8 protein-coding genes are annotated in these 14541 nt (G+C 66.6%); 4 read left to right on the forward strand and 4 right to left on the reverse strand.

Features of this window, described 5'->3' with window-relative positions; translation table 11 throughout:
* The first annotated feature begins 24 nt into the window (after nt 1-24).
* Both ACG10_RS10100 and ACG10_RS10105 read left to right on the forward strand, forming a co-directional pair.
* On the forward strand, nt 25-3327 hold the full coding sequence (locus ACG10_RS10100) for a DUF6519 domain-containing protein (protein WP_089168122.1): 3303 nt from the start codon (nt 25-27) through the stop codon (nt 3325-3327).
* Nucleotides 3328-3343: 16 nt separating this feature from the next.
* Nucleotides 3344-3850 (forward strand): hypothetical protein, encoded by a 507-nt coding sequence (locus tag ACG10_RS10105; RefSeq protein ID WP_089168123.1) that lies wholly within the window; start codon nt 3344-3346, stop codon nt 3848-3850.
* 256 nt (nt 3851-4106) lie between these two features.
* On the opposite strand, the gene ACG10_RS10110 is transcribed toward ACG10_RS10105, so the two are convergent.
* The 4 genes from ACG10_RS10110 to ppnN form a co-directional block, all read right to left on the reverse strand.
* Complete coding sequence (locus ACG10_RS10110; RefSeq protein WP_089168124.1) at nt 4107-5846, reverse strand: SulP family inorganic anion transporter; 1740 nt, start codon at nt 5844-5846, stop codon at nt 4107-4109.
* 35 nt (nt 5847-5881) lie between these two features.
* Complete coding sequence (locus ACG10_RS10115; RefSeq protein WP_232487235.1) at nt 5882-6478, reverse strand: calcium/proton exchanger; 597 nt, start codon at nt 6476-6478, stop codon at nt 5882-5884.
* A gap of 279 nt (nt 6479-6757) precedes the next feature.
* The gene (locus ACG10_RS10120; RefSeq protein WP_232487236.1) at nt 6758-8743 is read right to left on the reverse strand and encodes a hypothetical protein; all 1986 of its coding nucleotides are present in this window, start codon (nt 8741-8743) and stop codon (nt 6758-6760) included.
* 245 nt (nt 8744-8988) lie between these two features.
* Nucleotides 8989-10362 (reverse strand): nucleotide 5'-monophosphate nucleosidase PpnN, encoded by a 1374-nt coding sequence (gene ppnN / locus ACG10_RS10130; protein ID WP_039804276.1) that lies wholly within the window; start codon nt 10360-10362, stop codon nt 8989-8991.
* A 335-nt stretch (nt 10363-10697) separates the two neighbouring features.
* Here ppnN and ACG10_RS10135 point away from each other — a divergent pair, with 335 nt between their 5' ends.
* Nucleotides 10698-12635, forward strand: a complete 1938-nt coding sequence (locus tag ACG10_RS10135) for a DUF47 family protein (protein ID WP_089168128.1) — start codon at nt 10698-10700, stop codon at nt 12633-12635.
* Nucleotides 12632-14257 carry a PEP/pyruvate-binding domain-containing protein gene (locus ACG10_RS10140; protein WP_089168129.1) on the forward strand — a complete coding sequence of 542 codons (1626 nt, stop codon included), beginning with the start codon at nt 12632-12634 and terminating at the stop codon, nt 14255-14257. Before ACG10_RS10135 ends, ACG10_RS10140 begins: the two co-directional genes overlap by 4 nt.
* The last annotated feature ends 284 nt before the right edge of the window (nt 14258-14541 follow it).

Consider the following 14541-nt stretch of genomic DNA (forward strand, 5'->3'; position numbering starts at 1 on the left):
ACTTTGCCCTGAGGAGCACGACAGATGAGTTTCGATTGCAGCCGGTTCAGCTTTCGCCCCTGGAACGACTTCCTCGGGGTGGTGATGCAGCAGGGGCGTGTCCAGCTCGATGCCGACTGGAACGAATGGGTCGCCGAGCTTGCACGACGGCTGCAGGCGGGAAGCCTGGATACCTTCGGCCCGGCTGTGGTGCCACGGGAGACGCCCAACGGCTTCCGTATCGCAGTCCAAAGGCAAGGGCTGGTTATCGGTCCCGGGCGCATTTACGTGGATGGTTTGTTGGCAGAGAACCATGGCACGGGGCCAATCGAGTGGGATCGGCAACTGGCGGAGGAGGCAGGCAGCGATTTTACCCCCTTCTTCGAGCAGCCCTACCTGCCTTTCAATGACCTCACTCAGGAGAGCCCAAGCAGCGTATTCAACCGACCAAGTCTCGCTGGCGGCCCTTACCTTGTCTATGTGGATGTCTGGCAGCGCGAAGTGACCTACCTGCAAAGCCGCGAGCTGGTGGAGAAGGCGGTGGGCGTGGATACCACCGGTCGCCTCCAGACCGTGTGGCAGGTGAAGCTGCTGAAGAACATCGGAAATGCCACCTGCGCCTCGCGCGACGACGAAGTGCCGGGATGGGATGCGATAGTTCGCCCTTCCGCTGCGCGGCTCACGACATCGACCGGCGAACTACCCGATGCGCCCAATCCCTGCCTACCGCCGCCTTCCGCCGGTTATAAAGGACTGGAGAATCAGCTCTACCGAGTCGAAATCCACCGCGGAGGCGCCCAGAACGACACCCACCACAGAGTCGCCCAGGGCGACAAGGCCACCTTCAAGTGGTCGCGCGACAACGCCACGGTAGCCTCGCGCGTCAGCGCCATTCCTACGCCAACCACGATCGTCGTCGAGAGTGTGGGCCGCGACGGCTACTTGCGGTTCTCCAACGGCGACTGGATCGAGATCCTCGATGACTGGCACGAGTTGCATGGCCTGCCAGGCGTGTTGCGGCGTATCCGGGCGGGCGGAGGGGTGGATGATGCCACCCGTACCATTACTCTTGAAGCAGCGCTGCCGGATGGATTGTTTCCGGTGGATGCCCAAGGCGTACCGGTCGATGCGCGCAACACCCGGGTACGACGCTGGGATCAGGCAGGGAAGGTACTTCAGGCCGATGGATCGGTCTTCCATGATCTGGATGCCTCCGGCGAATCAGATGGCATTCCCATACCTCCCGCAGGTACCAGCCTCTTTCTGGAGCACGGCATCCAGGTGAGCTTCGATACCGAACCGGCCGGCGGCGAGTTCAAGGCCGGCGATCACTGGGTTTTCGCCGCCCGAGCTACAGACGGCACCATTGACCTGCTGAATAAGGCACCGCCGCGCGGCATCCATCATCACTACGCGCGGCTGTCCGTCATCAGCGACCTTGGTCTGGCCATCCGCGCCCATGATGCAACCGACTGTCGCAGCCTATGGCCGCCCGAGGCTCAGGGCGAGAGCTGCGATTGCACCATTTGCGTTCAAGCGGAGGCGCACAACGCCGGAATTGCGACCATTCAGCATGCGATCAACAAGCTGACTGAGCGCGGCGGAGGCACCATCTGTCTGGACGTTGGCACCTACAGGTTAGACGAGCCATTGCACATCAAGAAGGCAAGCTCCTTGCGCATTCGCGGCCAGGGGTGGAGCACCGTCTGCTCTAGGCACGGCGCTCTATGCACCATAAAGGATTCCGTCGGGGTGACACTTGAGCGCATGAGCTTCATGGGTTCGGCCACCGAGGGCAACACCACCGCAATGATCACTGCGATCAATACGGTGGGCCTGCGCCTGCAAGAAGTGGCCATCATGGGGGTGGCAGAGAGGAGTTCTGTCAACGTGGCTCTTGCATTAGCCGGCCACCAAATCGGGACAGTCGTCAGCGACTGTGCGCTGGTGGCTGACCAAGGTATGAAGGGGGGCACGCACGAGGTCGAACGCAACCATCTCCTCACAGCCCAGTGCCGCATCGAGAACAGTTTCTTCCTTTGCCGCTGGCGCGCGGTGAACTTCGAAGGGCTTGCCGGGCACGAGCAGGAGGCCATGTGTCTTCATTATGGCGAACTCCTCATTGCCGATAACTTCGTCGTTGGCTGCGGCGATGCCGGGTTCCAGATTACTGGCGCGACACTACCCGGTGGCATCGTCGCAATTCGCGGCAACGTTCTCAATGTGAACGGGACAGGCATTAGGGCAGGTACCCGCGGCCTGCGCATCGATGGCAACGAGGTAACTGGTGCTACCGACCGCATGAGAGGCGACGGGATCGATCTGGTGCCAGGGCTGGACCCCCGTGGCATCGAAGATCTCTGGGTCACCGGCAACGCACTCACCGATCTTGGTGGCCATGGCATTGCCATCCGCACGGCGGTGGGCAGCGGCATGATCACGTCCAACATCGTACGCCGGGTGGCCGGCGCTGCGCTCCTCATGGAGGAGGACGGCAGCGCCGAGTACTTGGCCATCGACAGCAATCGGTTTGTCGAGATCGGGCTCAATCCAAATCCAAAGTTGGAGTTTGTCGGTATCCAACTTCTGGCGGTGGCCCGGGCGGATGTCCGCGACAACCTACTCACCGATGTGGCCCACATGCAAGAAGTGCAAGGACAAACACTAGTGAAACCGGGGGGAGCCGCTCTGCTTGCCGCGGCTTTTGGCGAGCTTCGGGTCGCAGGCAACCGTGTTCATGGCGTCGGCCCACCCGTCGTCTACCCCGACTCCGGTATCACGGTGGCGATGCGTTTCCTCACCCCCTTTCGCCACTTGGCCATAGCCGGCAACAGCGTAGCGCGCTTGAACAATATCGCTGATCAGGCGGTCTCCTCTCAGGTTTGGCAGGCCCTGAGGGTGGGGCCGGAGGCCGCACGCCGACCGGCCATAAAGCCCTTCGCCTTCATGTCGCTGACGGCGCGAGATCTGCTCATCACCGCCACCCGCGTGCGTGCTATTGCCAGAGAGGAGGCACCCGGCATAACGATATCCGGCAACCAATTAACTTCTTTCGCGGCCGAGTTGCCGGCGGTTGAGATCGAGGAGGTGGAGACATGCCTGTTTATCGATAATTACTGTCGCATACTGGAGAAGGGACCCAGCCCCCGCGTAATCGCCAAGCTCAGCGCCAACTACATCAACGCCAGCAACAACCGCCTGATTAGTACGGGAGAGAAGAATACGCTTGATTTAAATACTGATGATGGTCGTCTCGTGGCTGTCGGCAATATTAGTACCGGCCAAATTATTCTGAATGGCAAACCGCTAGATCAGAAATGGAAAGCACTAAACCTAATCGGTTCATGACCCACAGGGGAACACCATGCGCATCATGCTCTTCCACGGCGAACAATCTATTGCCGATCTTGCCGACAATATTTACGCCTGCCTCAGTTCGAAAACCCACGCAGTTGCAGAAGCGGCCCTGCTCAAGGCCAATCCAGAACTCAAAGAGATTGGCAGCCTCAAGCCCGGTGCAATCCTCAAGGTGCCAATGATTTCCGGTATAAGCTTCAAGGCTGATCGAAATCACGCGGACCCTATCGAACAAGTCGGAGCGGCTCTGATCCGCTCGTTGGAATCATATCGCTCGCAGCTAGTGGATGCTGTGACAGAGGAGGGGAAGAAACTTGATGATGAAGCGAGGTTGTTGGAGGACACCGAGTTCAAACGGCAGATAGAGGGCGAGGACGAGGGCGAACTTCGAGCGCTCTGCGCAGCGGCAAGGCACGGGCTGGTGGGGCGGGCAAAAAAGCTGAAGAATTTTAAGAATGCAATGTCCGGCGTAGTTGATCAGTTGGCCGGCGAACTGGGGAAGTTCTCGCGATAGAAGACGGTGAGGTCAAGAAGAACTCCATAAGGCGCACCGAAGATATCCCTCTTTCGAGACAATGCCGCCGCTACGACTTCATAGCCAATGACGGACGAACGATGTTCTCAGAATGGATCGAAACTGCTGCGAAACTAGTCGGACGATAACCACCCTTTGCCTTGGTGTGCTGCTCGATCTTCGGATACCACTTGCGCTGCCCCGCTTCAGGCTTTTTCTGATAAGCGTGAACCGCTCCGGCTAGGTTCAATTTCGCTCAAGGCGCCCAATCCACACCATGGTCCTCGAGATAGGCATCCACGGCGGCGCCAACGGTGGGGTGGAAAATGTCCGGGCCGAGTTTTTCCATCAGTTCGAACTGCCTGAGCTTGTCCTTGACCGGGTCCTTCATTTCGGCGAAATGGAGTTCGATGCCGCGCTCGTGCAGCTTCCCGCCCAGTTCGCCGAGCATGTCCGCGGATGTGACATCCACACTGGTCACCGGCTCGGCCGCCACCACCACCCTGCGCACCGGCGTGGGGGATTCCTCGATGGCTTGCAGGATGCGCTGCTGGAACAGCTCGGCGTTGGCGAAGAACAGCGGGGCATCCCAGCGGAACAGCACCAGCCCGGGCACGCGCCTGGCGTCCGGATAGCGCTGCACGTCGTGGTAGCCGCGCACCCCGTTGGCGCGGCCGAGGACGGCATGGTGCGGGCGCCAGCCATCCCAGAGGAATTCGATGATCGAGATCGCCACCGCCAGGCCGATGCCGGGGATCGCGCCATATACCGCGACGCCGACGAAGCAGGTGACCGAGAGCCAGAATTCCCATGGCTGCATGCGGAAGATCCGCTTCAGATCGGTGATCTCGAACAGGCCGATGGCTGCCGCGATGACCACGGCGGCCAGCGCGCTGTTGGGCAGGTAGCGCAGCAGGTTGGGCGCCACCAGCAGCAGCGCGGCGACCGCCAGCGCACCGGTCACGCCCGTCAACTGGGTCTTCGAGCCTGCCGCTTCGGCCACGGGCGTGCGCGAGGAACTGCTGCTGATCGGAATGCCCTGGAAGAAACCGGCGGCCAGGTTGGCGATGCCCAGTCCGACCATTTCCTGATTCGGATCCACCTTGCTGCGGGTGCGGGCGGCGTAGGTGCGTGACAGCACGCTGGTGTCGGTGAAGGACACCAGGGCGACGGCGAAACCACCGAGCAGCACCTCGGTCCAGTTGAAGTCGCCGAGCCAGGGCACGGTGAACGCCGGCAAGCCCTGGGGGAGTTCGCCCAGGACCTTCACTCCGACCTTGTGCAGGTCGAAGAAACTGACCGCCAGCGTCGCCAGGATCACCGCGACAAGGATGCCGGGCAGGCGCTTGAACGGCTTGAGCAAGAGGATCAGCGCCAGGCAGCCACCGCCAACCGCAAAGCTGTACCAGTTGGCCTCGCCGGCGAGGATCGCCTGCCCGAGCTGCAGGACATCCCGCAGCGGTCCACGACCGTCGATGCTGATGCCGAACAGCTTCGGCAGCTGGCTGATGAGCACGGCCAGGGCGATACCGTTCATGTAGCCATAGCGGATCGGCTTGGACAGGAGTTCGGTAACGAAACCCAGGCGCAGCAGGCCGGCGAGGATGCACACCAGGCCGGACACCACCGCCATCATGCTGGCCAGGACGATCGCCTTGGCTGGGTCGCCTTCGGATGTCACCAGGATTACCGCAAGAATTGGCGCCGCCAGAGCCGAGTCCGGCCCGAGCACGAGGATCCGGCTGGGGCCGAACAGCGCGTAGGCCAGCAGCGGCACGATGGTGGCATACAGACCGTAGATGCCCGGCACGCCGGAGGCCTCGGCATAGGCAATTCCGACCGGCACCAGCATGGTGGTCAGCACCAGGCCGGCGGCAATGTCGTTCGGCAGCCAGGCGAGACGGTACTGCCTGAGCATCTGCAATCCCGGCAGCCAGCGCAGCCAACCATCCGCGGAGGTGGGGGCACTGTCGGGCGGCGGGTGGTCGGATTGCATGGATAGGCTCTCCTTGTTCGGAGCAGCACCTCTGCTCAGTGGGGCGAGTCTCCGGCAAGGAAGGCAAACGCCATCCCCAGGATCAGGTACACGGCGAGCAGCTGGACGCCTTTGAACCAGTCGGAGCGACCGTCGTCGGCTACCTGCCCGGTAATGAGGACAGACAACACCACCACTAGCACCAGCCCCGGCGGAAAGTCCAGGTCCATGGCTGCCGGACCGACAAACAGGCTGGCCAGCGCCAGCACGGGGGCAACGAACAGGGCAACCTGAACACTGGAGCCGATGGCGATCGCCAGGGACAGGTCCATTCGATTCTTCATCGCCATGATGATCGCCGTGGCGTGCTCGGCGGCGTTTCCGAGAATGGCGACGACGAAGATGCCGACGAAGGCATTGCTCAGTCCGAGCTGCCGGGTGCTGGGCTCGATGGCCGCAACCAGGATCTTGCTGCTCCAGGCAATCAGGACGGAGGCCGCTCCCAGTACCAGGAGTGCCTTTCCCATCGACCACGGGACCTGCTTCGGCGTGTCGTCGTCTCCGCTCCTGGCAAAGATCGGCAAGTAGCGATCCGGGGCGAGGTACTCCAGAGCGAGAGTGGCCGGGACGAAGATCAGAAGCCAGTTCGGCATGCAGGGCAGCTCCCGGGTAGCGCGCGGAAACGCGCTTTCCCCCTGCAATGGATTTGCAGGCAGTGGGGAAAGTGTAGTTTCTCGGCCCATCGCTGGCCGGGGCGAAAATGCCTTGAGTCGACGCCTGCAAACCGCGGGCCTTGTCCTCCCTGCGAGCGACCGATCCCTCGGGGTGGAAAACCACGCAGGGTTTTCCACCGGTGAGACGCCAGGCGGCATCACCCTTCGGCGGCAAGCCGCCGCCATGGCCGATGGGAGCGCTGTCCCGGTGCCGCAGCCTCAGGCTCTGGCTGCTTCGTCCGCCTCGTCGGGCTCGACCGGCGCCAGTGCCGGGCGGATCTCGTCGTTCAGCCGCCAGAAGCTGTGCATCACCGACACGAAGTCGGCGAGCGGGCCGAGGAGGGCGCTGTTGACCTTGGCCGCGTCCTGGTCGAGGGTGCGGGCGATGTCCTTGGTGCGTGCCTGGCCGTTGTCGTACAGGAACTGCAGGATCTGGCGCTGCCCCTTGGGCAGTTTGGCCAGCCTGGCCTGCTCCTTCGACAGCGGGTTGGCGGCGCTGGCGCTGACGGCGAGCGGCGAGGCCGCCAGGGTCTCCATGATGCGCGACTTGCGCGGCGGGGCCGTCTCCATGACGTCTTCATCCACTTCTACTTCCGGCTCGGCCACCGGGGCGGGAGGCGCCGGCTGGTCGCCGTTCGGTACCTGGTCGAGCATGGCCGGCTTGATGGTGTAGCGGCCCTGGGCGTCGCGGTCCAGCCACTCCCGGCGCAGGGTGACCAGCGACACCGAGGCCGGTTCGTCCGGTCCCATCGCGTCCATCACCTCGTCCGGCGAGCAGCCCGGGTGGTTGCAGATGTATTCCAGCACCTGCCTGTCCAGCCCGCTCAGGCCGGACAGGGCTGGCGAGGCGGCGGAGCGGGCCGCTTTCGCCGCGGCCGGGGCGGCCGCCGCCCGCGCTGCCGGGCTGGGCGCGCGCGGCGTTTCGCCGGCTCGCGCGGCGGCTGGCGTCGTCGCGCGGCTGGCGCTGGCCGGCGTGGACTGGCGGGCGCCGGCGGGCGCCTGCTTGCCCATGGACATGCACTCCAGCACGTAGTCCCGCACGGTGTAGCCGGCGAAGGTGAAGGGATCGAGCCAGAGTCCGGTCAGGCCCTTGAGCGCGGTGGTGACTTCCGCGCCGCCCAGCTCAGTGTTCCTGGCGATCTGCGCGGCATTCTGGTTGGGATTGGCCATGATCCAGGCCAGCAGCTTGCGTTCGATCTTGTTGAGCTTGGTGAAGGCTTCGCGCAGGCGGGCGAATACCTGCTCCTTGGGCTCGTCCGGCGCCGGGATCTCGACGGGGGCGGGCGCCGGCTCGGGTTTGGCGGCGGGGGCGGCGACGGCAATGATTGCCGGCTTGGCGACGGGGGCGGCATCGGCCTTGGCCTCGGCCCGCTTCTGCATGGTCTCCTGCGCCCTGGCGCGCGCCTTGAGCAGCTCTTCGGCGACCCATTGCGGCGGGGCCTTTTCGGCGGTTTCTGCCGGCGGCGTGGGGGCGGGCGGTGGCAGGTTCCCGCTGCGGACGGCAGTCAGGCCGGTCGTGGCGGATGGGCTCGCAGAGGCAGCCGGGCGGGGCGGCTCGACCGGCGCTGCCGCTGCACGCGGGGTTTCCGCCGGCCGTTCGATTCTTTCGGCCAGAGGACGGGTTGCCAGGCGGACGGCGGCTTCCTGCGCGTCCGGTTCTTCCTCGGCCCGTGCTGCGCCTGACGGCTTGATGGCCGCTTGCACCGGCTGTGCGGCGGGTGCCGCTGCCGCGGGCGGTACGGAATCGAGCGCCGGGGCGGCGGCGCTCCGGGCCGTTGCGCGGCGCAGGTGCAGGCGGCCCAGCAGCTCGTACAGCTCCGGGGCTGCGCTGGCCCTGGCGGCTTCGCTTACGAGGGCGATCGCATCGTCCAGCCGGTTGGCCAGGACCAGTTCCTTCACCTTGTTCTCAAGCGTGACGAGATCCTGAATGCCCGCCGTGTCCTTGCCGGTTCCGGGCTGTCCGAGCAGCAGGGCCATCTCCAGGCGCCAGAGGATCTGCGGCGAGGCGACATGGTTTTCGAGGGATTCGCTCAGCAAGTCCTGTGCAAGCGCCTGCTGTCCGGCACTGGTCAGCTGGCGCAGGGCGCCGGACAGAGCCTTGAGCGAGCCATCGGGACAGGCTTCATGCAGGCAGGATTCGAAAGCGGCAAAACTGTGGGTGCGAGTGATGCCCCACAAACGCTCGATGAGAGGTTTGTGCTCCAAACGGGAATACCTATGCGTTGGGTCGGAAGGCCGACGTGGTGGTGCGGAAAAAGCCGCGGACTATACCACGACGGCCCCGGCCTTCCGGCTTTCAGGCCCACTCCTTTTAAAGTCTTTCCCTTTCCCAACCGCTTCCGTAGGCGCAAATTCATTTGCGATGCTTCCGGTTTTGCCGATGATCGCCGATGAATCCGCTCCTGTGGCCGGCTGGCAAGCAGCCGGCCGAAGGCCTTGAAAGGTGGCCTTCAGGTCACCAGCCGATAGCAGGGCACATAGGGCGTGCCGCCCGGCAGCTTCATCCGGTGCTGGTCGACGAAGGCCTGCAGCAGGTCGTCCAGCGGTCGCATCACCGACGCTTCGCCGTGGATCTCGTAGGGGCCGTACTGCTCGATCAGGCGGATGCCCTTGTCCTTGACGTTGCCGGCGACGATGCCGGAGAAGGCCCGGCGCAGGTCGGCCGCCAGCTGGTGAGGTGGCAGGTCGCGGCTCAGCTGCAGGCTGGCCATGTTGGCGTGGGTCGGGTCGAACGGGCGCTGGAAGCCTTCCTCGATGCGCAGCAGCCAGTTGAAGTGAAAGGCGTCGTTGCGCTCGCGACGGAACTGCCTGACCTCCTTCAGCCCGTGGCTCATCTGCCGGGCCACTTCGACGGGGTCGTCGATGATGATCCGGTAGTGGCGCTGCGCGGCTTTCCCCAGCGTGGCGCCGACGAAGGCGTGCAGCTGCTCCAGGTAGGGCGCCGCGCTCCTCGGGCCGGTGAGGATCACCGGGAACGGCAGGTCCTGGTTGTCCGGGTGCATCAGGATGCCGAGCAGGTAGAGGAATTCCTCGGCGGTGCCGGCGCCGCCGGGGAAGATGACGATGCCGTGGCCGACGCGCACGAAGGCCTCCAGGCGCTTCTCGATGTCCGGCAGGATCACCAGTTCGTTGACGATCGGGTTGGGCGTCTCGGCGGCGATGATCCCCGGTTCGCTCAGGCCCAGGTAGCGGCCGCCGACGAGCCGCTGCTTGGAATGGGCGATGGTGGCGCCCTTCATCGGTCCCTTCATCACGCCAGGCCCGCAGCCGGTGCAGATGTCCAGTTTGCGCAGACCCAGTTCGTGACCGACCTTCTTGGTGTACTTGTACTCCTCGACGCTGATCGAGTGGCCGCCCCAGCACACCACCATCTTCGGCTCCACGCCGGGGCGCAGGGTGCGGGCGTTGCGCAGCAGGTGGAAGAGGTAGTCGGTGATGCCCTGGGAGGTGCTCAGGTCGATGCGCAGGCTGTCCAGCTCGCTCTGGGTGTAGACGATGTCGCGCAGGGCGCTGAACAGCATCTCGCGGGTGCTGGCGATCATCTCGCCGTCGACGAAGGCGTCCGCCGGCGCGTTGAGCAGCTCCAGGCGGACGCCGCGGTCCTGCTGATGGAGGCGCACCTCGAAGTCGTGGTAGGACTCGAGGATGGTCTTGGCGTTGTCGGTGCGGGCGCCGGTGTTGAGAATCGCCAGGGCGCACTGGCGGAACAGCGTGTAGAGGCTGCCCGCCCCGACTTCGCTCAGTTGCTGGACTTCGCGCTGGGACAGCGTTTCCAGGCTGCCCTTGGGGCTTACCGAAGCGTTGATTCTATTTCTTGAGTCCATTTTCGGTCCCCTGTGAACGATGCCGGCGGCCGGAAGAGCCGCCCGCATCAGGATGGTGAGCGCCGAACGCGCTCGCGCGCACGGGCATTCTCTCCGCCGGCCGGGCGAAACGGCAAACCTCGCGGCGGGATCGCCGGCGGCCGGGGCATCTGTGCCGATCTTACGCTGGGCTTGGGTGAAACGGCGCGAAAACGATGCGGCGAGCGGCGGCTGCCGGCGCGCTTGCGCGAGCGGGGTTGGTCCGTCGTCCGCCCGGCGGGGTGGCACCGGTTGTCACAATTCGCCACCCATAATTCTGTTCATCGAGTGCGCGCGGCAATGCAGGCAGGTGGCGGATGGACAAGATGGATGTGGTCGAGTCGCTGGGGCAGATGCAGTTGCTGCGCCCGGCATGGATCAAGGCGGCGCTGGCGGCGAACGACCGGCTCAAGCTCTATCTCACGCTGCTGCAGGCCGCCGAGGCCCACGCCGAGCGGCCCGACGCGCCGCCCCTGGAACTGGCGCGGGAGTTCGCCGCCGCGCAGGTCGCCGCCGCCTGGCTCAACGAGCTGCCGGCCGGCGCCTGCCGCGAGGGGCGGCGGCTGCACCTGCCCGAGTTCCTGCGCCTGGCGGCCCTGCTGCACGACGACCTGCGGGTCATGGCGCGGCCGCTGGCCGACGGCGGCGACCCGCTGCTGCTCGGCCGGGTGGAGAGCTGGTGCGGCTGGCTCGACGCGCTCACCGACGACAGCCTCGACGCGGACCAGCTCCGCGCGCTGACCAGCGGCAAGCGCGGCGACGAGGACAGCTTCCACCTCTTGGTGATGGACCTGCACAAGGCGCTCAACCACCTGGCCGCCGAGCTGACCGACGAGCGCATCGACGGCGCCCACGTCTGGCAGCTGGACGAAGCCGACCGGCCGCGGGTCGCCGCCTTCATGCGCGGGCTCAACCGCACCCGTGCGCTCAAGTTCGACCACCCCGGCCTGGACACCGCCGCCACCCGCGACGGCGGACGGCTGCTGCTGCAGAACGACATCGGCACCAACGACGCCCATGTGCTGGTGATCCAGGTGGAGAGGCTGGCCGTCAGCCTGACCTATTCCGACCTGCACGCCCGGCGCTTCGCCTTCTTCCAGACCATGCTGGCCGAGCTCGGCGCCGCCTGGTCCGCGCCGGACACGCGGGTCAGCGCCGGACTCAACGCCGGCGAGGCCTACCAGGTCGGCACCGCGACCTTCGCCTGCGCCGACGAGCAGGCGCTGCAGCAGGTGCTCGAGGGCATCGGTGCGCGCATCGTTTTCCTGATCGACTGGAACCGCGCCCGCAAGCGCCTGCTGCCGTTCGTCTCCAAGCCCGCCGCCGTGGCCATCCTCGGCGAGGCGGCGCGGCGCGAGGTCGGCCACATGGGCTGGCTGGCGGCCGGCGGCGAGCAGCTGATCTACGGGGCGATGCAGGGACTCGGCGAGGACTGCTTCCATATCGGCGACCGTCTCGACCAGGTGATGGGCGCGGCGCAGGCCGAGGAGTTCCTCCTCGAGGTGCTGGCGCTGGCCAGCCAGGGCATGCGCCAGCGCCAGGCGCTGCCGCTGATCGCCGACGAGACGCGGCTGCTGCTGGTCCGCCACATGCGCCGGCGGCGCGACGAGTTCGACCTGCTGACTGGCCACGCGGCCTACTGCCATGCCATCGCCGAGGCCCTGCGCGACGCCCTGGCCCATGGCTGGCAGAGCGACCGCAAGGCCGCCGCCAGGCTGGCCGAGCGCGCCAAGCAGTGGGAGCGCCAGGCCGACCTGCTGGTGATGCATTCGCGCACCCGCGCCGAGCGCCATCCGCGCTGGGAACCCTTCACCCGGCTGATCGAGGGCGCCGACGACGTGGCCGACGCGCTGGAGGAGGCGGCCTTCCTGCTCTCGCTGATCGCCGACGGCCATCATCACGGCTGGCATGGCGCGGTGCAGCGGGTGATGCAGCAGCTCGCCGACGCGGTGCTCGAGGCCATGCAGGACCACGTGAAGGCGCTGGCCATCGCCTGCACCCTGGGCGAGGACAGCAGCGGCGAGGACCACGACGAGTTCGTCGCCGCCCTCTGGCGGGTGGTCAACGCCGAGCGCCAGTGCGACAACCTGCTGCGCGAGGCGCGCCGGGCGCTGGCCGGCAACGTCGGCGACGCCGCGACGCTGGTCCTCGCCACGGACTTCGCCGAGGCCCTGGAGCGGGCCAGCGACAAGCTGCTCGCCACCGGCTACGGCCTGCGCAAGCTGGCCTTCAGCCGTGTCGGGGTGGGCTCGTGAACGCCCCGCAGACGGCCGTCGAACGCGACGGGCTGTGCCTGATCCAGTCCATCGGCGACGGCCGGCCCCTGCCCGCGGCGGCCAGCCCGGCATCCCTCGGCTTCAAGGCCTGGAACCTCGCGCGCATGGCCGCGCTCGGTCTGCCGGTGCCGCCGGCCTTCGTGCTCGGCACCGGCTGGTGCGGGCGCGCACAGGAGGTCGGACCGCCGCTCTGGGAGACGGCGCTGGGCGAGCTGCAGGCCCTCACCGGCCTGACCCTCGGCGACAGCCGCCATCCGCTGCTGCTGTCGGTGCGCTCGGGGGCGCCGGTGTCCATGCCGGGGATGCTGGAAACCCTGCTGAACATCGGCCTGAGCGACGCGACCCTGCCCGGCCTGGTGCGCCTGACCGGCAATCCGCGGCTGGCCTGGGACGCCTACCGGCGGCTGATCGCCGGCTTCGGCGAGGTGGTCGCCGGGATCGACGCCCGGCACTTCGAGGCCGATCTGGACGCGCTGCGCGGCGAACGGGACGAGCGCGAGCTGGATTTCGCCGAGCTGCGCGAGCTGGCCGGCCGTTACCTGGCCACCTACCGGCGCGAGGCCGGCGAGGCCTTTCCGCAGGATGCCCGGGCGCAGCTGGGCGCGGCCATCGGCGCGGTTTTCGCCTCCTGGAACAGCGCCAGGGCGCGCGCCTACCGCGCGCTGCACGGCCTCGACGAGGCAATGGGCACGGCAGTCACCGTGCAGCGCATGGTCTTCGGCAACGCCGGCGGACTGTCCGGGGCCGGGGTGGGCTTCACCCGCAACCCGAGCAGCGGCGAGCCGGCGCCCTGGGTCGACTTCCTGTTCAACGCCCAGGGCGAGGACGTGGTCAGCGGCCGGCGCAGCGCCCCGGGCCACGACGAGCTGGCCGCCGTCGCCCCGGCGGTCTGGGACGAACTGCTGCGGGCCTGCGCGACGCTCGAACGGAACTTCGGCGACATGCAGGACTTCGAGTTCACCGTGCAGGACGGCCGCCTCTACCTGCTGCAGACCCGCAGCGGCAAGCGCACGCCCCAGGCCGCCGCGCGCATCGCCCTCGACCTGTGCGACGCCGGGCTGATCGCCCCCGAAGTCGCCCACGAGCGGACCGCAGGGCTGGACGAGCGCGCGCTGGCGCTGCGGGTGATCGCCGCCGGCGAAGGCCAGACCCTGCAGCCGCTGGCCCGCGCCGCCAGCGCGGCGAGCGGGGTGGTCTGCGGCGAGATCGCCCTGGACGAGGCGCAGGCGCGCCGGCGCAAGGCCGCCGGCGCCTCGGTGGTGCTGGTGCGCCGCGACGCCGAGACGCGCGACATCGCCGCCCTCGACCTGGCCGACGGTCTGCTGACCCAGCGCGGCGCGCGCACCTCCCACGCCGCGGTGGTGGCGCGGCAGATGGGCAAGGTGTGCCTGGTCGGCTGCGACGCGCTGTCGATCGACGAGGCGGGGCGGAGCCTGCGCATCGGCGAACGGATCGTGAAGGAGGGCGAGCCGATCACCCTGGACGGCAACGAAGGCGTGATCTACGCGGGGATGGCGAAGCTGGAGGAGCGGGTGCCGGAGGGATTGCTGGAGCGGCTGGCGCGGCTGCGTGACGTCCCGGGCAATGCCCGGCCCGGTTAGTGGCCGGCGCCTCACGCTTGGGAGGCGCGTGACGATGGGAAGCAGGCGCCCGCACTTCCTCACCGATCTGTAGCGCCTCGCCCGACACCCTCCGGAAACCTCGCCGGCCACCCTGATGGCATCGCCGCATCCGGATGGCCGGGCATGGTATCCGCATGAAGACGATCACGCTCGCCACGCCCATTTTATCCTTTCGGATAGTGCGGGAATTTTGATACTGTTTTATTATCTTGCGGGCTGTGAAAAATGGATCGATTAGGGAAGAGCAAGGGACGATGGTCTCG

Origin of the sequence: Azotobacter chroococcum, from assembly GCF_002220155.1 — a bacterium.
Lineage (GTDB): Bacteria > Pseudomonadota > Gammaproteobacteria > Pseudomonadales > Pseudomonadaceae > Azotobacter > Azotobacter chroococcum.